This window comes from Priestia sp. P5, assembly GCF_029522155.1.
Lineage (GTDB): Bacteria > Bacillota > Bacilli > Bacillales > Bacillaceae_H > Priestia > Priestia megaterium_E.
Genome location: NZ_JAKWFJ010000001.1, coordinates 2,713,925 through 2,732,387 on the forward strand (window position 1 = coordinate 2,713,925; position 18,463 = coordinate 2,732,387).

Consider the following 18,463-nt stretch of genomic DNA (forward strand, 5'->3'; position numbering starts at 1 on the left):
TTTCATTTGGTCACTTTCACTAACTAAAAAGAGATTGAGACATAACTAAATCAATGGACGAACAAATTGGATAAAGGAGCTAGTATAGATTCTTTTGACCTTGCTGTTGATTTCCGTGCGAGCCTTTCCTTTCTGCTGGGTCTCACCTATTTCGCTTTTCCCGCAGAAGTCTTCTCCTTACCCACCAATCAACAGCTAGAAGCAACTACATACGTGAAATCCTAACCATAAAAAATCCGAACGAGTTTGATTTCTCATCAAGAATCAAACTTGTTCGGATTTCCCTTCGACTAAAACCCTTTTGTCACAGCCTCTTTTAACTCTTTTTCACTTTTTGTGACATGGGCAATCTTACTGTAAATGTACTGCCTTTTTCCTGTTCACTTTCTACATCAATTTTTCCTTTATGTGTTTCTACGATCCATTTAGCGATTGCTAGGCCTAGTCCATGACCTCCCATTTGACGGGAACGCGATTTGTCAGCACGATAAAAGCGGTCAAAAATCCGATCCTTTTCATCTGGATGGATCCCAACGCCCGTATCACGTACTTTTAATATACATTCACTCCCATGCTGAACCACTTGAATGTTTACACTTCCATGAGGAGTCGTATATTTAATCGCATTATCTAACAAAATGTAAATCAGCTGAGTTAGACGCTCTTGATCTCCAGTTACCACTAATTTTTCCGGCGTATCCAGCTGCAAATCAATATGTTTGGAAATCGCTAGAGTTTCAACAGATTCCATTACCTTTTGTACCGCATCTGTAATATCAAAGGGCATCATTGCTTTTTCTACTTTATTAGAGTCTGAGCGTGCAAGCGTAAGCAAATCACTGACGAGACTCGTCATGCGCTTCACTTCAGCTTTCATATTATTGATTAATTTTTTAGAAAAAGGATCTTCTGTTACTTCCTCCTGCATTTCTAAAGCATTGATAGAAGAAAGCATAACGCTAAGCGGCGTTCTTAACTCGTGGGATGCATCAGCCACAAACTCTTTTTGCTTTTGAAAAGCTGTTTCAATTGGGACCATAGCCCGTTTTGACATTAAGCGGCTGATATAAATGGCTACTCCTACAAACAGTACGGTAAGGCTTAACATAATAATAAGGAGCCATTTTAACAGCTGATAAAGAAATGAAACGTCTTTTCCAATATAAAGCATCCCTAAAAATTGACCTTTATAAAAAATAGGTTCACCCGCCATCATCAAATCAATATCTATTTTGCCTTCCCCGTTTTGCCCTTTTACTCCTTCAATGTGTTCGAAACTAGGACGCGGGGCTTTTATTCGTTCTTTCCTCACTTCATTTTCAATAGGGATCCACCCATCAATTAAATCTAGTAAGTTAGAGCGAAGCCGCTCGCTCGCTTCGTTTCCCATAATAAGGTCCCCTTCAGGGCTGATTACATAATAAAAAAACTGATCTTCACCGGCTACGACAATGTTTTTGTACTCTTCTTTTGACTGCTGATTCGAGCTGTTTATCGCTTGTTTAATTAAGATGCTTTGGACAATTCGAGACTCTTGCTTTAGCATGCTATTTAAGTTTTGCTGCTGACTGTTGGATACAACCACATACACCAATGCATAAACAATAAACACGAATAATAGCAGAAACAGCATCAGTAATGCGCTATATCGGAATGTTAAACGATTTTGCGTCTGGCTGAATAAATCTTGCTTTACTTTTTGTTTTACTTTCTGTTTAGCTCTTGTAAGGAGTTTAGCTTTCAATTTTGTAGCCTACTCCGCGAATGCTTTGAATAAGATCCTGTTTGTTGAATTTCTCTAGTTTTTTCCGCAAAAGTTTAACCGTCGCATCAATCGTTTTAATAGAAACATCTGATTCATATCCCCATACCCGGTCTAAAATAATATCTCGAGAAAGAACTTGTCCTTTGTTTTTCACTAAAAAATCTAGCAGTTGAAATTCACGAGGACTTAATTGAATAAACTCCTCGTCAAACTGCACGGTTTGACTTGCTCTTTTTAATAACATGCTGGCAATCTCTACTTCTTCTTCTAAAATTGGTGCATAATTACGACGAGACAAAGCGCGAAGCCTTGCAAGCAGCTCGTCAATTTCAAATGGCTTAATAACGTAATCATCCGCTCCCGCATCTAAGCCTTGTATACGATCTTGAACCGCATCTTTTGCTGTTAACATAAGAATAGCTCCCGCGTATCCTTCTTTTCTTAGACGTTTACATACATCAATTCCGTCTCCGTTTGGCATCATCCAGTCAAGAATCAACACATCATAATGCGCTTCAGATGCATAATCATATGCATCATTCCCTTCCGTCACCCATTCGACGTTATAGCCTCCTTTTTTCTTTAGCATATAACTAACTAATTCACCTAGCTGCAAATCATCTTCTGCTAGCAATACGTTCATTCCGCGTAACTCCTTCCTTCATCCGATACATGTCGCTGCATCCTTTTGTTTACTTTATTATACAAAAAGAATCAGCAGAAACAAGCTGCCTCTACTGATCTCTTCTTATTTTACTTTTTCCTATCTGTATTTAGTAAGGGAGCAAACTTCCGTCTACTAGTTTGCATCTTTTGTACTCTTTATGAATGCCTAACGATTTGATTTGAATATGAAGGATTTGATCCATTAACAGTTTCTGTCACCTTTACAACACGCCGGCATATTTCAGCTCGTACACCTCTGTGCTTCAATTGTTCGACGATTTTTTCTAATTTACTATAAGACGCTGTTTGTTTCATATCCATCCCCTCATTTCGTTAAGGTATTATTTATGAATCAAGTTTGTTTGTAATATCATACTTTTTCTTTAGCTTTTGTAACCATGTTGGATACTCTGTTTGGTATTTTTGATCAAGCAGCGTTTGCTTGATTTTTGCTTTGCTATTTTCATATGTTGCTTTTTGCGCTTCTTTTTTGCCTGTTACTTTAATAATGTGATAACCGTATTCTGTTTTAACAGGATCACTTACTTCATTTACCTTCATTGAAAATGCTTTGTTGGCAAATGCTTCGACCATATCGCCTTTTTTGAAGTATCCAAGGTTTCCGCCATCTGATTTAGAAGCTGTATCTGTTGAATATTCTTTTGCTAGCTTAGCAAAATCTTCTCCTTTATCAAGCTTTGCCTTTACTTCTTTTGCTGTTTTTTCGTCTGCTACTAAGATGTGGCTAGCTTTCACTTGTGCTTCTGTAGCTAGTGAATCTTTATTTTGATTAAAGTACGATTTCATTTCACTATCTTTAATACTAATAGTCGACTCGACCATTTTTTTTGCTTCAATATTCGTCTTTAAATCTTTTTTCAGCTCTGACAATTTTACACCGCTAGATGCTAATGCTTGATTTAGTGCATCTTCTCCCCCATACTGACTTTTAAGGTTTTCTAATTCAGCATTAATTTCTTTATCGGTTACTTTAATATTTTGTTTAGCTGCTTCTTTTGAAATGACTTTTTGTTCAATTAGTGAATCAAGGACGCTTGATCCTCCTTGAGCAAGAAGAGCATCGTACAGCTGATCTTTTGTGATTTTTTCATCACCAACGGTAGCAACCACCTTTGATTTATTCATTGCTACGGCACCAATAGCTACTGCAGCAATAATCACAACGGCTGCAATAATCATAATTATTTTGTTTTTAGACATCGTTAAACTCCTTTTCCATTTCTCATTACTTACCTAAACTTAAACTTTTGCGCCTTGGTAACGGTTTAAGCTCAATTAAAGGTCTTGCAATAGTAGATACGTATTTACTCGACAACAACCACGCCACTCCACAAGCTCCAATTAGAAGAATACTGTATCCTTGTACACTTTCTATCCAATCTCCAAAAGAAGATAGGCGGATATATTTAATCAGAAACCCATGTAGCAGATATACATAAAAGGTTTGAGCACCTCGAGATGTAAAAGACATCGTTTGTGTAGGGATCAAAGCTAGAAAGGAAATCGTCATTGCTAAGCTGATGCTATAAAATAGCATACGAATGGTCATTCCCTCTAATTGATTTACACCTAAAGAGGCATAAGATTTTGAACCAAATAACCACTCTTTCTCAAAGTCCGGTGCTATATACTGGATCCATAGAGCAATAATCAGCAAAGTGCCTCCAGCTACTTTTTTGCAAGAAACAGACGTCAACTTTTTAAAATGTTCTTTTTTCATATAAAATCCTGCTAAGAAGAAGGGAAAGAACACAAAGGTTCTAGAAAGGCTTAACGTTGTTTCCAGCGGTTCACATAAGCCAATCATAATTCCTAAAACTGCCGCAACGGCTAATGGATATTTGATTTTTGTAAAAATGAACAACATGGCGTTCCAACAAAATAAACTCAATAAAAACCATAGCGACCAAGCCGGCTGAAACACTGAAACTTCGAATGTGGATTCATCATACAGTTTATAGTCGTATACCGCATAGATAAGCTGAAAAATAATATAAGGAAGTAATACTTTCTTCGCCACCTTCCACATATATCCTTTTTTTCGATATCCCTTTGCAAAATAGCCGCTTATTAAAATAAACGCTGGCATATGAAAGGTGTAAATAAATATGTAGAGCGTTCGTAGCCACTGTTTATCATTGATGAAGGGAGTTAACAAATGGCCAAACACTACTAATACAATTAAGATAAATTTTACGTTATCAAAATACGCATCCCGCTTAGCCATTTGATCTCCTCCTTTCTTTCGCGTTCTACGGATCTGTACGACGTGCTGCTGCGAATATCTTTTCTTTACATTCCTTACTATACATAGTGAAAATGAAAAAACAGTGAAAACCTTGCTTACTTCTATTTTTAAACAAGGCGCGGCTAAATAAGTTTGACAAATGGCTCCTCTTTCTCTACTATATAGATACGCACCCTATCCAATTCAATTTCGCTTGTTGCGGGACACTTAACCAGTACGGATGGATAGGGTGTTTTTGTATGCAAAAAAAGCAGAAGACCTAGGTCTTCTGCTTTTTATTTTGCTATAGGCTGACTTTCGTTTTTTCTATTTCCTTTTTTATTTTTCAAATAATAAAACAAGTAACAAAAAAGGACAAAGGGGATACCGCAGTATAATGCGATACGCTGACTCTCATCAAAAGCCAGTCCTACACAAGCAGCAAAGCATAAAACAAACGCTAAAATAGGTACAATAGGATATAAAGGAGCTTTGTAAACAAGCTTCGATACATCATTCCCTTCTTTAATATAGCGTCTTCTGAACATAAAGTGAGAAGCCGCAATAGCCATCCATACAGCTACAACCGCAAATCCAGAAATAGAAACTAATACTAAGTAAACAGTTGTTGGTGCAACTACGCTTGACAGCAAGGACAGGCATGCCACTCCCATGCTGATAAGCAACGAATTAAATGGAACTCCTTTAGACGTTACTTTCCCTAACCAAGTGCTGACCATTTTTTGATCAGATAATGACCATAGCATTCTCGAACATGCGTATAGTCCTGCATTAGCGTTTGATAATAAAGCTGTTAAAATAACCAAGTTCATGATATCTGCTGCGTAAGGAATACCTATTTGATCGAATACCGTCACAAAAGGACTTTCTAATACTCCTGCTTGTTTCCATGAAATCAACCCAGATAGTACAAACATGGCGCCAATAAAAAAGAAGAACGTACGCCAAATGATATTTTTAATTGCGCGAGGTATGTTCTTTTCCGGATCCTCTGTTTCCCCCGCTGTAATACCAATTAATTCTGTTCCCGAAAAAGCAAAGCTAACAGAAACCATCGTAATTAATACAGGCATAAGTCCATTTGGAAATAAACCGCCCTCTCCTGTAAAATGAGAAAGCATCGGCGCTTTTTCATGACCGCTAAGAGGAATGAATCCAAACATCGCTGCTGCGCCTAAAATAATAAATACAATAATCGTTAATACTTTAATACTTGAGAACCAAAATTCTGTTTCGCCGAAAAAACGTACAGATGTTGCATTTAAACCAAATAATAAAAGAGCAAACAGCGCGCTCCATATCCAAACCGAAACGTCAGGAAACCATCTTTGCATAAGCAATCCAGACGCTGTAAACTCTGACCCGACAGATACTACCCAAGTCAGCCAGTAAAGCCAGCCAACCGCAAAACCAGTTCCCGGCCCGATAAACTTTGTAGCGTATACTTGAAATGATCCTGACACAGGCATTGCTACGCTTAGTTCCCCTAGACATATCATGACTAAATACATAATTAATCCACCGATTAAATAAGCAAGGAGTGTTCCTCCAGGACCTGCTGCATTAATTGTGTAGCCTGAATTAAGAAACAACCCCGTACCGATAACACCGCCAAGAGAAATCATAAATAAATGACGGCTTTTCATTTTTCTTTGTAACTGATTCATAGATGTTGTATTCTCACCCATTATGTACCTCCTTTTTTATAGTAAACCCATCCAAAAACTTGGTTTTTTTACATATTCTCTATAGTCTTTTCTCTGCAGGAGTAGGCTCTATTTCTTCGATATGTACGAATTTTGTATATTGTATACAATATACACTTCTTAAATCTTTTTACGATTATATCATTTTTCAGATTTTTTACAACAATGAATAGTAAAAAATATTTCAATAATTCTATTTTTTATATTCTAACTAAGATTAAATGAAGTGATATGATATGATTACTTTTACACCTGTACGTTCTTTCACGCTATTTTTATACTTTTTCATCACCATAACATGAAGAGAAAGAACGGCTGATGCGATATTTATTTTGGGGGGAAACAATGAACAAGGGGCCTATGATTTATCATTCATTAAAAGATCATGTATATAACTACATAGCAAGTCAAATTCAAGACGGTACACTGCTGCCTAACGACAAAATAAATGAAGCCAGTATTTGTTCTCAGCTGAATGTCAGCCGAACGCCTGTGAGAGAAGCGCTTATTAAATTGGCTTCAGACAACCTATTAGAATACAGACCGCGCAGAGGGTTTACTGTAAAGGAAATTGATACACCAAAAAAACTAGAAGTATTTGAAATCGTCGGTGCTTTAGATGGTCTTGCAGCTGCCCTGTCGATTGATCACTTAACTGAAGAAGATTTTACGAAGATGGATGAGCTTATTAAAAAAATCGATGTTTCAATTGAATTAGAAAATTATCAGGATTATCAAAAATATCAAACGTATTTTCATCGAGTATATTTGAACCGATGCGGTAATGTGACCTTAAAAGAACAGCTTATATCTTTACAAGACGGATTCATCAGACAAACGTACTTTAGCAATGACAATAAAGAGCTATACGCCATTTTACATGTGATGAATGAACATCACCGCCATATTCTGAAACTTCTGAAGCAGAAAAAAAAGGCGGATGTTCAGCTTTACCTTCAAAATGTCCACTGGAAAATCGAATATCCAGAAATGATTTGATCAAAAAGAGATTAAGACATAACTAAATCAATCCAATCAACAGCTAGAAGCAACGAAATACATGAAACCTGCGTTTATCATACCAATAAAAAAATCCGAACGAAGTTGATTCTCCATCAAGAATCTCAATTCATCGTTCGGATCTTCTTTCAACTAACATACTGTTGTCTCAGCCTCTTTTATTTTGCTATAGAAGAACGCTGTTTTTCTTTGGTTACGTACCAAATGAATTTTCCCGTATATCCGTAAATAATCGCCAAAATAATAGAGACAAAGCTTAGCCACATAAACGGCAGATAAGCGAATGTAGAAATCCCAAGCGTTGTAGCTAGAAATACACCGTTGTCCGTCCACGGAACCATCCCTGAAGTTAAGGTTCCCCCTACTTCTGAGTTACGGGCAAGCACTAGACGCTGTATTTTTAACTTGTCATAACTTTTCTCCATAATTTTCGGTGTTAAAATTAATGAAACATACATTGCACAACCAAATATATTCCCTAATAACCCAACGAAAATAGTAGAAGCCGTAACGTTTCCTGAATTGACAAGAATTTTTTCGAATTTAGATAGCAGGACTTCTAAGACTCCGAGCTCATCTAATAACCCGCCAAAGCCTAGTCCAAAAATAATGACAATAATGGAACCGACCATGCTTAAAATTCCGCCACGATTTAACAGCTCACTTAAAAATGTGTTGTCGGTATTAATTTTAAATCCTTCATAAGCCGTATTAAATGCGCTCGCCACATCCATATGTTGAAAGACAACTGCCCATATAATTCCTAATAATGAGCCAATCGCAATTGCTGGAAGAGAAGGTTTCTTTAATGCTAAAAGGACAATGACAGCCAAAGCCGGAATCAGCATCCACCCGCTGATATGGAATGTATCCAACAGCGAAGATTTTAATCCTTCTACCCGTCCAGCATCAAAATCTTTTCCTCCATACATAAACCCTGTTACCGTAAATAGTACTGCCGTAATGAGGTAAGCAGGAATATCCAACACTAACATTGCTTTTACGTGATCAATAACATTCACTCGAGCCATTGACGCAGATAAAATGGTACTGTCAGAAAGAGGAGAAAGCTTGTCTCCAAAATAAGCTCCTGAAATCACAGCTCCAGCTACTAAAGGAAGCGGCATACCTAAGCCTTGTCCGATTCCCATCATCGCGATTCCGGCTGTACCAACCGTTCCCCAAGATGTTCCTGTTGAAATCGAAGTAATAGAGCAAATGATAAGTGTAGCAAGTAAAAAGAATGTTGGATTAATAAACTCTAATCCGAAATAAATAAGAGAAGGAACAACTCCTCCAGCAATCCATGTTCCAATTAACGTACCGACGGCTAATAAAATTAAAATAGCTTCTAAACCGTTTGATATTCCTCTTGTAATGGCCCCTTGCAGGTGATTATACGTATACCCAAGTCGTACTCCTAGCGCCATAACAATAAACCATGAAATAAATAAAGCGAGCTGAATAGGTAAATCAAAAACAGTTGCAAATGAAATAACAACTGCTAAAAATAAAGCAAGCACAATCATTATTTCCCACATAGATGGTAAACGGGTTGTGTTCAAACTAGCTCCTCCTAAACTGGTATGTAGATTCTGGAATGTGGTATCGTTTAAGAGTAAAACGTCCTTATTCTATTCTTTAATTGTTCCTCTTACTGCTTGAACGTATGTACTTCTTTGAATGCTTAAACAATAAACTGCATCTTTTTAAGAACATAAAATAAGGATACTCGTGTAAACAATAAGCCATTTTTCTTTTATCCAGTGGTCATAATACCACAAGAGCGTGCTTTCTTACAAGACTAGTTATAAAGCGCTTTCTGGTTATTTATACATTCTAATACATAAATATATTTTTTATTTCATTCAATGAAAAGAGGTAAGTAACGTGAAAGAATATGCAACATTTGCGGGAGGATGCTTTTGGTGCATGGTCGCTCCTTTTGATCAGCTTCTAGGAATCAGCAGTATTCGCTCGGGCTACGCTAAAGATGAACAAATCACTTCTGAAGCTAAACAGGAAAGCGAATACGTAGAAGCAGTACAAATTGTATGGGATCCTTCTCATATTACGTTTGAAGAACTGCTTAACCTGTATTGGCAGCAAATTGACCCTACGGATTCCGCCGGACAGTTTTCAGACCGCGGACCGTCGTATCGAGCCATTATTTTTTATCATAACGAAAAACAAAAAGAAGCGGCTCTTGATTCTAAAAGAAAGCTCGCCCAAAGCGGACGTTTTAAGAACCCTATCGTCACACCTATTTTACCTTTTTCTTCTTTTTACGAAGCAGAAGAGCAGCAGCAGGATTATTATCGAAAAAATGCATTTCACTATAAATTATACAAAGAAGGCTCGGGGCGAACTGATTTTCTGACGCAGCATTGGCCCAAGGACCGCTCTTACCTTAAAAAGATCCTAACGCCTATGCAATATTTTGTTACGCAGGAAAACGGAACCGAACCCCCTTTTACAAATTTATATTGGAATAACAAAAAACAAGGAATTTACGTTGACCTTCTAACTGGAGAAGCACTGTTTAAAACGTCAGATCAACTCCCTTCCCATACAGGGTGGCCGGTTTTCAAACGCCCTATCTTATACGGAAATATAAAAAAAGTTCCGATGCAGCGTGAAACAGCACTAAAAAGCAAAGAAGGAGATAACTATCTGGGTTTACTTTTCACAGAAGAAAACAGCGAATACTATCAAGTAAATTCCGCGGCTTTGCGCTTCATTCCAAAAGAGAAGCTTAAAGAAGAAGGGTATGAAGACTTTTTAATTTTGTTTTGATACTTATACTTTTTTAAAAGGATAAAAATAAGCCGTGACTTGATTCGCATAGTGCACAATTAAATCGCGATTGTCCGCCGGACGCAAAAAAGGCTGAGTAATAGAATCATCTCTTATTTCACACTCCCCTTTTTGCAGCTCCCAAGGATCATGATAAAGGTCTCCTCTGTAGACATTTCCTTGATGAGTGGTAAATAAGCAGTAGCGCTCTGTAAGCCAATGAGCTAATTCTCCTTTTCTACTGCGACAGGACGGAGAAATACCTCTATATGTAAGCTTTACTCGCTCTTTTTTTGAGTCTCTGTGCGTTCGAACTGACTGAAAAGAAATATGGTTCTGAGTTTTGTTGAATGTCATAGCAGCGTGGTAATAAGGCAAGTGAAAAAACTGACGAGCAATCCATACTCCTAGTGGATTGCTTGCGTCTAAACTAAAAAAATAAACGCCTTTTTCCCCTTTATATGTAACATATGTACGCACATTCAGCTCATATAGCCGTGAAAAGATGGGAACTGCGGGCGTTCCTTTAAATCGAATGTCTGTCATCGTAAAAGGCACAAGTGCAATCCATCCTTGACCATCATAGGTGTCAGGCTCTAACTGACTAGGCAATAAAGAAGACAAAAATGCCGGATTTACAGGCCAATGAATAAACAGTAAATCTTTCCACGTTTGTTTCATTATCCAATTATTTTTCACTTCTTAATCCCTCCTTTTTCTAGATGTTCTTTCCCATTAATTCAGCGGCTGCCGATTTGCCTGACAAATATGCGCTCTCTAACCGTGAGTGATTCGTCTCGTCTTCCTTTCTTAAAAAAGCATCTCCTGCCACCAGTAGCGACGGCATAATTTTAGCAAAGGGCTGATGAAGAACTTGTTCAACCTCTGCATAGCGCCATTTCTTTAACTGAATGCTTTTAATATGATTTGCACCTATCCATTCTTTTATTTCATTTTTTATCGCCCGCAGCAACTCATGTTCATGCTCATCAAAATGTTTTTCTGACCAGTCTTTATTCATATATATGCTAAGAACGGGCGTCTTTGATATTCCTTTTTGCTCATGATTAACGATTCTTTGGATTGTGCTAGATGGATTCGTGATTTGACCATGATCACTATACAGCATCTCTGTGTAAAGCTCCACGATAGCAACCAAGCAGGGGCTAAATTTCAGTGTTTTAAGAATAGATTGGTCCGCTTGCAGCTTACTATTATTAAGTACCTCAATAACCTGAGGAGACGGAGGTGTAAGAATGATATCAGTCGCTTCAAAAATCTCATTTTCTTCCGTATACAGCTGATACCTTCCGTTTTGAAAATCAATGGCTTGAACTTTTCGATTCACGTATACACGTAGATCTTCAGCTAAATATTTAGCTAGCGCATTCATCCCATTCATACTTTGATACCGAGGGTGATGGTCACCAAACCACTTCTTAACCTTTCTATCAGCTATCCATTTATTTACGTCTTGTTGAAATTCATCGGATCTCACTGTAAAAAATTGAGCTCCGTGATCTGCTTTTCCATCTCCTACTCTTCGGGTAGCCATTCGTCCCCCTACACTTTTACCCTTATCAAGAAGAAAGACCTCTATTCCCTCTTTTTGTAATTCAGCCGCTGCTGTAAGGCCCGCCATTCCAGCACCTACTATTCCTACTCGTCTCATTTTTTCCTCCTTATTTAACGCATTTACTTACAGTATAAAAAAAGCGGAATGATTCAGCTAATTTAAACTGTCTTTTTCATTTAACTGCGTTTCTGCTTGTCTCAAAAAAATAGTCTACGATTCCTTTCAGCTGAGTATACTTGTTGTATACAAATATATCTTTACCTGCTAGCACGTCTATAGATAGGAGGACTGTCATATGATGCTCTATGATATTAAGCACAAAGTATATTACGAAGTATTTAATACAGCTCGCCCTAAAATGAAGGACGCTCACCAAGGCCGAAGCTGGGGATATGTTTATAAAAACCTCAATGGACAACCTACAAAGTTTTGGATTGACTTTACGCATGGACGTTTTATGTACTTTCAAGTTGAAGACAAGTGGTATCGGGTGCAATATTTGCAGTCCAATGATAAGAAAAAAACAGCGGATGTCTTTAAAGGCGCTCTCATTGACTTGATTTTAGATGGAATGGATCTCAAGTTAGTACGAGGAAACTTTGAAAAGAGAAGACTCTTAGCTTTATAACACATAGAAAAACAGCCGTAAAAGCAGGACTGCTTTTACGGCTGTTTGATTGTACGAGGAGTAATCAATATTTCAACCCTTCTATTTTTCGCTTGCCCCTCTGCTGTATTGTTAGATGTCACCGGTTTGAACTCTCCAAATCCTTTTGCACTGAACATGCTTGGATTAAGCTTATCGTTTTTTAAGATAACTTTCATAAAGTTAACTGCTCTCATCACGCTTAACTCCCAGTTGGATTCAAAACCAGCGTTGCGAATGGGTACGTTATCAGTATGACCGCTAATAATAATATTACGAGGAGGATCAATCACCAAAAGTTCTGAAATATCATTGGCGATTTTTGTATCTTCACTTCGAACTTGCGCTCTTCCCGAATCAAACAATACATTATCTCGAATGGAAATTAAGAGACCGTCATCAGTTAGCGCAGTCTGTAATTGATTTGTTAGGTTTTTCTTTTGAATATACGCATTAATTTTAGATTGAATTTGCTGAAGCTCTTCTTGATCAGCTTCTCGAATGGTTTGCTCCTTTTGTTCGCTCGTTAACGATTGTGAAGAAGCAGGAGACTGATTAGGAGCTGTCTCCACTTCATTTGTTTTTTCCGTACTTTTAGCTGCAGGGGTATTTGAAGGCTGAACCGCTTCTTCAGATTCCTCCAGAGATTGAAATTCCATCACGCCCGTTCCTCCAACGAACGCTTCATTAAATGCGCGAGAAAGGTTCTTAAATTTTTGCGCATCCACTGAGCTCATTGCAAACAATACAATGAATAAAGCAAGTAAAAGTGTAAGCAAATCTGAGTAAGGAAGCAGCCAGCTTTCGTCAACATGGTCCTCTTCATGCTTTCGTTTTCTGCGTCTACTCATTTATGCCCACTTCACTTTCTTGAAGAAGCTTTTTACGTTCCGCTGTTGGCAAATAAGAAGCCAGCTTTTGCTCAATTACTTTTGGTGTTTCTCCTTCTAGGAGTGAAAGCACTCCTTCGATCATCATATACTTTACCTTTACTTCATGTTTCGATTTACGCTTTAGTTTATTTGCAAACGGATGCCATAGTACATACCCAGTAAAAATACCAAGAAGCGTAGCAACAAACGCCGCGCTGATCGCATGTCCTAGCGTATCTGTATCTTCCATGTTCCCAAGCGCAGCAATTAACCCTATAACAGCTCCAAGTACACCGAGAGTTGGAGCATATGTACCTGCTAAAGCGAAAATACTTGCACCTGTTTGATGTCTTTCTTCCATAGCATCAATTTCTTCAGACAACACGTCTCGTATATAATCCGCACTTTGACCATCAATAGCTAAATTCAAACCATTTTTTAAGAAAGGGTCATCTACATCAATAATTTGGGCTTCAAGTGATAGTAACCCTTCTTTTCGAACAACTTGTCCCCATTCAGAAAACATGGATACTAAATCAACGGGCTGCAGCATTTTTTGTTCTTTAAACAGGACACCAAACAGTTTTGGGACTCTTTTGATTTCATTTGAAGGAAATGCAATCACTACTGCTCCGACGGTTCCGACAATAATAATTAAAATAGCAGCCGGATTTCCCAACACAGATGGATTAACCCCTTTGAAAAACATGCCTACAATAAGAGAGGCTATTCCTAAAATCAGTCCAATAAAAGATGTTTTATCCATACGTAATTCTCCTATTCTTAACTTCCTGTTCTTTCTTTTTGTGTATTTTATCCTCATCTTTTATTTCGACTATTTCATAAAATTTTTAAGCTTTTTATGAATCATATTTACAATTAAAGCTTTTCTCTATTATAAAAACACTTTTTTCAACTTTTCATACAGAATATCTGAAGGTCCAGCTATAATCGCTACAATTTGATTTTCCACATAAATAGCAGCCGTCATCTTATTATCAATATCAGCTAAAATTGCAAATCCGACGTTAATGTTCAACTTTACTCACCTCTGTAACGTTCTTGTTTATTCAACATATAAAAAGAACAGTCTTACCATTTATTTTTCCGTGTTTTATTGACATTTGTAAATTTTATATTAAGATTATGTAAATGAGTTGACAAAATGGAGGTGATATTATGCTACTAGAAAAATACTGTAAAGACACTGATTTAATGATTATCCAATTTACAATCGAACTAACAAAAGACATTCACGCTAAAATCTCCGCACGTACTTTATTTTATGAAGAACAGGTGATACGTTATGCTGAAAAAAGAATACGTTCTTTCTTACATCCTCTTTCCCTTAAACATACGCTAAAATTTGTCTATCAATCTGAGATACTACAAACCATTCTATTCAAATTAAAACCAACTTTTGAGCAGCAGCATGTATTGCGCTGTATTTCATCTTAAAAAGGAGTTCCCTTTAGCGGAAACTCCTTTTTGATTTGATTCTACGATATAGACGATATGCTTTTCTAATAACGTTTAACAGCGGGTATGGCAAGCGGATATGGTACTTATCAATAAACGGATAAAAGGTGTAATAAGCTTTTACAAGGTCTGTCCATTTTTTATCAATACCCTCCTTATAAAAGTCAGAAATATCCACCACATACCCTCTTCCATCTTTTATCATGACATTTTTACCATGCACATCATACGGGTTTAAACCCTGGCTTCTTGCATAGTCCAAAGCTTTGTTCACGTCTTTTATGACTTGTTCTGGAATCTTTATGCCCCTCTGGACGGCATCATACAGTGTAACGCCTGTAAGCCTTTTTAAAATCAAGTATGTCTTTCCCTCGTGAAAAAGTTGAGAATAAGCTGGGTGAACGCCCAGCTTTCTATACACTTGCGCTTCTTTTTTTACACCATAAATTTCTCTTCCGTATACTTTCACGACAAATTCAGGATAATTTTCGTGCGTAAACACACCGGCATAGTTTCCTTTACCGATTAGTACCCACTCTTTTGTTTTGTTCGTAACTTCAACTGGATCATAGTCACTTTCACTTTGAATCGTAACTTGCGTTAGTAATGATGTTTCAACTAGCGACACCAACTGTTCAATTGTTTTATCCATAGTCCCCTCTAAAAATCCTTCAGTAATCTCTATCAAATATTACCCTATGATAAATCTCAATGCAGGATGTGTCAATAAATTGACAGCCTGATATAAAGAGGGAAAGTATTCCCGTTCATTCAAGACTGCGTGTGAACTTTGTGAACATTCACATTCAGTTCTTCTTTCATATTCAGCATTACGCCCGCCATCGGAGCAATAGATTCGGACTTAGTCAGCTGAATTAAAAAGCGTTTTGACATTTCCGACAGAAAAATGGTTACTATTTCAGTGATATAGTCCATGCCCCTTTCCGCTTGATGCTCAATTCCAAGCGGCATATACATATAACTTGGGACATCAATGGACCCTCCTTTTTCAAAACGGTCGGGTAAAAATTCGGTTGGCTCTAAAAAATAATCTTCATGGCGATGCATCATATAAGGGCTAATTAACATAATCTCCCCTTTTTTAATACTGTAACCATCTATTTGTATATCTTCACGTGCTTGACGCCCAAATAACCAAAGAGGCGGATATAACCTCATGCTTTCAGCAATTATTTTGCGCATATAGGTCAGATTTTTGGTTGAAAGCGATTCGCCGCTAGCATAGGCCTGAATTTCTTTATGCAGCTGAAGGTGCTCCCTAGTATTTTGAGACAGTAAATAAATAGACCAGCTGCATACGTGCGTAATCATTTCATACATCGAAAGGAATATAGAATTTAGCTGTTCGTATATTTCTCTTTCATCGCTGTCTTCTCCGCAAGAATTCAATATATACTGCAGTAAATCATTTCCTTCGGTTTTGTTTTGAACACGCATTTGAACGCGTTCAAAAAGGAGTTGTTCTAGCTGCTCATCTGAGTCAGGCTGGTGCAAAGGCAGACGAATATAAATTTTGCCTAACTTTTCTTTCTTTCTCATAAGCGCTTGAACATAGTGAATTTTATCTTTATCCTCAATCGAAATGCCAAATACAAGTTGAAGGAGTACAGCTACGACTATCTGTCTTATGTCTTTTACTATCGTTCGAAGCTGCCCTTCTTCCCACGTTTCCGTATGCTTTTCAATTATTTTTGCGATTGCTTCCTTATTATAAGTTAGATGTTGTTTTAGTTGTGAGGGTTGAATGGGGCTCATATATAATGCTTCATCTGTCCATAACATTTCTTCGCCTAGCAGCGTTTTAAACATATGCGTTAATTTAATTTTTTGAAACGCCTTGCTGTTTGTAATGACTACATCTTTAATAAGTTGAGGGTCTCTCGTTACATAAAAGCGTTTGTGCGCAACTCTAAATGTTGCAATTTCTCCATACTGAGTCAAGTTTTCCAAAAAACCCAGGGGGTTCTCTCTAAACTTTTGCAGGTGACCGGTAAGCTTATACGACGAGGGGCCCTGTATAACCGGCAATGTTATCACTCCTTTTCTAAAAATGCGGGACTTAAACAAATAAAAGAGTAGTCCACTAAAGACTACTCTTTTTCACATAAAGATATGCTATTGATTTTCACAAAAATTCTTACTTATTATTCCATATTGATCCATACGCTTTTCACTTCAGTGTAGTTATCAAGCGCATAGCTTCCCATTTCACGACCAATTCCCGACTGTTTATACCCTCCAAACGGGCTTGCTGCATCAAATACGTTGTAACAGTTCACCCAAACTGTACCTGCTTTAATACCATGAGCAATATAGTGTGCTTTCTTTAAATCTTGTGTCCAGACGCCCGCTGCTAGACCATATGCTGTATCATTTGCTTTGGCAATCAAATCATCAAGATCGTCAAACGGCATAGCAGCTACAACCGGACCGAAGATTTCTTCACGAGCAATCGTCATTGAATGATCGACATCTGCAAAGATAGTCGGTTCTACGAAATAGCCTTGATCAAATGGAATGTTTCCTCCTGCAAGTACTTCCGCTCCTTCTTCAATTCCTTTATCAATATAGGTTTTCACTCGTTTTTGCTGCTGCGCAGATACAAGCGGACCCATTGTTGTCTCATCTGCTAGTCCATTTCCTTGTTTAATAGATTTCGTTTGAGAAACTAAATCAGCTACGACATTATCATATAAGCTTTTTTGGACATACAGACGACTTCCAGCACAACATACTTGTCCTTGATTAAACATAATACCTGAAAGCGCACCAGGAACTGCTTTTGTTAAGTCTGCATCCGGCAGGATAATGTTTGGTGATTTACCTCCAAGCTCTAACGTCACACGCTTTAAGGAGTCGCTAGCTTGCTTCATAATGGCTTTTCCGACAGCAGTAGATCCTGTAAAAGCAATTTTATCGACAAGATCATGATGAACGAGCGGTTCACCTGCTGTTTTCCCGTAGCCTGGCACAATGTTTAGCACCCCTTTTGGGAACCCTGCTTCATCGGCTAGTCGAGCCAAGTAAAGTGCAGAAAGCGGCGTTTGCTCTGCTGGCTTGAGCACAATTGTACATCCAGTTGCCAAAGCGGCTCCGAGCTTCCAAGCGGCCATTAAAAGCGGGAAGTTCCACGGAATAATTTGGCCAACAACTCCTACTGGTTCATACCTTGTATAGTTAAAATACGCTCCTTGCACAGGAATAGTTTGTCCAACCATTTTAGTTGACCACCCAGCAAAGTAGCGGAAATGTTCGATTGCTAATGGAATGTCTGCATTTGATGTTTCACGAATTGGTTTTCCGTTATCAAGCGTTTCAAGCTGCGCAAGTTCCAATTGATGTGTTTCCATTAAATCAGCTAATTTATAAATAAGTCGACTTCTTTCAGCCGCTGACATCTTTGTCCAAGGTCCATGATCAAAGGCTTCTCTAGCCGCTCTGACGGCACGATCAATATCCTCTGGATTTGCTTCAGCTACATCTGCCAACTTTTCACCCGTTGCTGGATTTACTGTTTCAAACGTTTTTCCTGAAACAGAGTCTACCCACTCGCCGTTAATGTATAGCTGTTTAACTCCTTTTAAAAACTCCACTACTTTCGGACTCATTTCAACTTTTTTCGCTCCAAGATTTTGCATCAAATACAT

General features: G+C 37.9%; 18 protein-coding genes. 4 read left to right on the top strand and 14 right to left on the bottom strand.

Annotated elements, in window-relative coordinates; translation table 11 throughout:
• Positions 1-316: 316 nt before the first annotated feature.
• The 5 genes from MMB69_RS14520 to MMB69_RS14540 form a co-directional block, all read right to left on the bottom strand.
• On the bottom strand, positions 317-1,744 hold the full coding sequence (locus MMB69_RS14520) for a sensor histidine kinase (RefSeq protein WP_013056757.1): 1,428 nt from the start codon (positions 1,742-1,744) through the stop codon (positions 317-319).
• Complete coding sequence (locus MMB69_RS14525; protein WP_221782808.1) at positions 1,734-2,408, bottom strand: response regulator transcription factor; 675 nt, start codon at positions 2,406-2,408, stop codon at positions 1,734-1,736. Before MMB69_RS14525 ends, MMB69_RS14520 begins: the two co-directional genes overlap by 11 nt.
• Before the next feature lie 368 nt (positions 2,409-2,776).
• Entirely contained in the window at positions 2,777-3,652 is an 876-nt protein-coding gene (locus MMB69_RS14530) for a peptidylprolyl isomerase (protein WP_014460409.1), read from the bottom strand.
• A 25-nt stretch (positions 3,653-3,677) separates the two neighbouring features.
• Entirely contained in the window at positions 3,678-4,679 is a 1,002-nt protein-coding gene (locus tag MMB69_RS14535) for an acyltransferase family protein (RefSeq protein ID WP_209369018.1), read from the bottom strand.
• 296 nt (positions 4,680-4,975) lie between these two features.
• Positions 4,976-6,388, bottom strand: a complete 1,413-nt coding sequence (locus tag MMB69_RS14540) for an amino acid permease (RefSeq protein WP_025752074.1) — start codon at positions 6,386-6,388, stop codon at positions 4,976-4,978.
• Between the two features lie 363 nt (positions 6,389-6,751).
• Here MMB69_RS14540 and MMB69_RS14545 point away from each other — a divergent pair, with 363 nt between their 5' ends.
• Positions 6,752-7,405, top strand: a complete 654-nt coding sequence (locus MMB69_RS14545) for a GntR family transcriptional regulator (RefSeq protein ID WP_221782806.1) — start codon at positions 6,752-6,754, stop codon at positions 7,403-7,405.
• A gap of 179 nt (positions 7,406-7,584) precedes the next feature.
• Here MMB69_RS14545 and nhaC read toward each other — a convergent pair whose 3' ends face one another.
• Positions 7,585-8,991, bottom strand: a complete 1,407-nt coding sequence (gene nhaC / locus MMB69_RS14550) for a Na+/H+ antiporter NhaC (RefSeq protein WP_221782804.1) — start codon at positions 8,989-8,991, stop codon at positions 7,585-7,587.
• 325 nt (positions 8,992-9,316) lie between these two features.
• On the opposite strand from nhaC, the gene msrA reads away from it, so the two are divergent.
• On the top strand, positions 9,317-10,222 hold the full coding sequence (msrA, locus tag MMB69_RS14555) for a peptide-methionine (S)-S-oxide reductase MsrA (protein ID WP_221782802.1): 906 nt from the start codon (positions 9,317-9,319) through the stop codon (positions 10,220-10,222).
• Positions 10,223-10,225: 3 nt separating this feature from the next.
• Here msrA and MMB69_RS14560 read toward each other — a convergent pair whose 3' ends face one another.
• The gene (locus tag MMB69_RS14560) at positions 10,226-10,921 is read right to left on the bottom strand and encodes a YqjF family protein (protein ID WP_221782800.1); all 696 of its coding nucleotides are present in this window, start codon (positions 10,919-10,921) and stop codon (positions 10,226-10,228) included.
• 19 nt (positions 10,922-10,940) lie between these two features.
• On the bottom strand, positions 10,941-11,894 hold the full coding sequence (locus tag MMB69_RS14565) for an NAD(P)/FAD-dependent oxidoreductase (protein ID WP_221782798.1): 954 nt from the start codon (positions 11,892-11,894) through the stop codon (positions 10,941-10,943).
• Between the two features lie 199 nt (positions 11,895-12,093).
• On the opposite strand from MMB69_RS14565, the gene MMB69_RS14570 reads away from it, so the two are divergent.
• A complete protein-coding gene (locus tag MMB69_RS14570; protein ID WP_013056747.1) occupies positions 12,094-12,426 on the top strand; it encodes a hypothetical protein in 333 nt (110 codons plus the stop codon).
• A 35-nt stretch (positions 12,427-12,461) separates the two neighbouring features.
• Here the strand turns inward: MMB69_RS14570 and MMB69_RS14575 are convergent, their stop codons facing one another.
• The 3 genes from MMB69_RS14575 to MMB69_RS14585 form a co-directional block, all read right to left on the bottom strand.
• Positions 12,462-13,295, bottom strand: coding sequence for a flagellar motor protein MotB (locus MMB69_RS14575; protein WP_221782797.1), 834 nt, complete (start codon positions 13,293-13,295; stop codon positions 12,462-12,464).
• A complete protein-coding gene (gene motA, locus MMB69_RS14580) occupies positions 13,288-14,082 on the bottom strand; it encodes a flagellar motor stator protein MotA (RefSeq protein WP_013056745.1) in 795 nt (264 codons plus the stop codon). The genes MMB69_RS14575 and motA overlap by 8 nt, the downstream gene beginning before the upstream one ends.
• 129 nt (positions 14,083-14,211) lie before the next feature.
• The gene (locus MMB69_RS14585) at positions 14,212-14,355 is read right to left on the bottom strand and encodes a hypothetical protein (protein ID WP_014460421.1); all 144 of its coding nucleotides are present in this window, start codon (positions 14,353-14,355) and stop codon (positions 14,212-14,214) included.
• A gap of 140 nt (positions 14,356-14,495) precedes the next feature.
• Between MMB69_RS14585 and MMB69_RS14590 the strand changes: the two genes are divergently transcribed.
• Positions 14,496-14,774: a hypothetical protein gene (locus MMB69_RS14590; protein ID WP_014460422.1), complete on the top strand. Its 279-nt coding sequence runs from the start codon at positions 14,496-14,498 to the stop codon at positions 14,772-14,774.
• A gap of 13 nt (positions 14,775-14,787) precedes the next feature.
• On the opposite strand, the gene MMB69_RS14595 is transcribed toward MMB69_RS14590, so the two are convergent.
• From MMB69_RS14595 to MMB69_RS14605, 3 genes are all read right to left on the bottom strand, one after another.
• The gene (locus MMB69_RS14595) at positions 14,788-15,447 is read right to left on the bottom strand and encodes a serine/threonine-protein kinase (protein ID WP_277447890.1); all 660 of its coding nucleotides are present in this window, start codon (positions 15,445-15,447) and stop codon (positions 14,788-14,790) included.
• A 119-nt stretch (positions 15,448-15,566) separates the two neighbouring features.
• On the bottom strand, positions 15,567-16,853 hold the full coding sequence (locus MMB69_RS14600; RefSeq protein WP_277448056.1) for a cytochrome P450: 1,287 nt from the start codon (positions 16,851-16,853) through the stop codon (positions 15,567-15,569).
• Positions 16,854-16,960: 107 nt separating this feature from the next.
• Positions 16,961-18,454 carry an aldehyde dehydrogenase family protein gene (locus tag MMB69_RS14605; protein WP_013082880.1) on the bottom strand — a complete coding sequence of 498 codons (1,494 nt, stop codon included), beginning with the start codon at positions 18,452-18,454 and terminating at the stop codon, positions 16,961-16,963.
• Positions 18,455-18,463 lie beyond the last annotated feature (9 nt).

Bases quoted from the DNA above. Each gene is read 5' to 3' on its own strand.
- MMB69_RS14525 (WP_221782808.1), bottom strand. From the start codon at position 2,408: ATGAACGTATTGCTAGCAGAAGATGATTTGCAGCTAGGTGAATTAGTT.
- MMB69_RS14545 (WP_221782806.1), top strand. From the start codon at position 6,752: ATGAACAAGGGGCCTATGATTTATCATTCATTAAAAGATCATGTATAT.
- MMB69_RS14605 (WP_013082880.1), bottom strand. From the start codon at position 18,454: ATGCAAAATCTTGGAGCGAAAAAAGTTGAAATGAGTCCGAAAGTAGTG.
- MMB69_RS14590 (WP_014460422.1), top strand. From the start codon at position 14,496: ATGCTACTAGAAAAATACTGTAAAGACACTGATTTAATGATTATCCAA.
- MMB69_RS14595 (WP_277447890.1), bottom strand. From the start codon at position 15,447: ATGGATAAAACAATTGAACAGTTGGTGTCGCTAGTTGAAACATCATTA.
- MMB69_RS14540 (WP_025752074.1), bottom strand. From the start codon at position 6,388: ATGGGTGAGAATACAACATCTATGAATCAGTTACAAAGAAAAATGAAA.
- motA (WP_013056745.1), bottom strand. From the start codon at position 14,082: ATGGATAAAACATCTTTTATTGGACTGATTTTAGGAATAGCCTCTCTT.
- MMB69_RS14570 (WP_013056747.1), top strand. From the start codon at position 12,094: ATGATGCTCTATGATATTAAGCACAAAGTATATTACGAAGTATTTAAT.
- MMB69_RS14575 (WP_221782797.1), bottom strand. From the start codon at position 13,295: ATGAGTAGACGCAGAAAACGAAAGCATGAAGAGGACCATGTTGACGAA.
- MMB69_RS14565 (WP_221782798.1), bottom strand. From the start codon at position 11,894: ATGAGACGAGTAGGAATAGTAGGTGCTGGAATGGCGGGCCTTACAGCA.
- MMB69_RS14530 (WP_014460409.1), bottom strand. From the start codon at position 3,652: ATGTCTAAAAACAAAATAATTATGATTATTGCAGCCGTTGTGATTATT.
- MMB69_RS14535 (WP_209369018.1), bottom strand. From the start codon at position 4,679: ATGGCTAAGCGGGATGCGTATTTTGATAACGTAAAATTTATCTTAATT.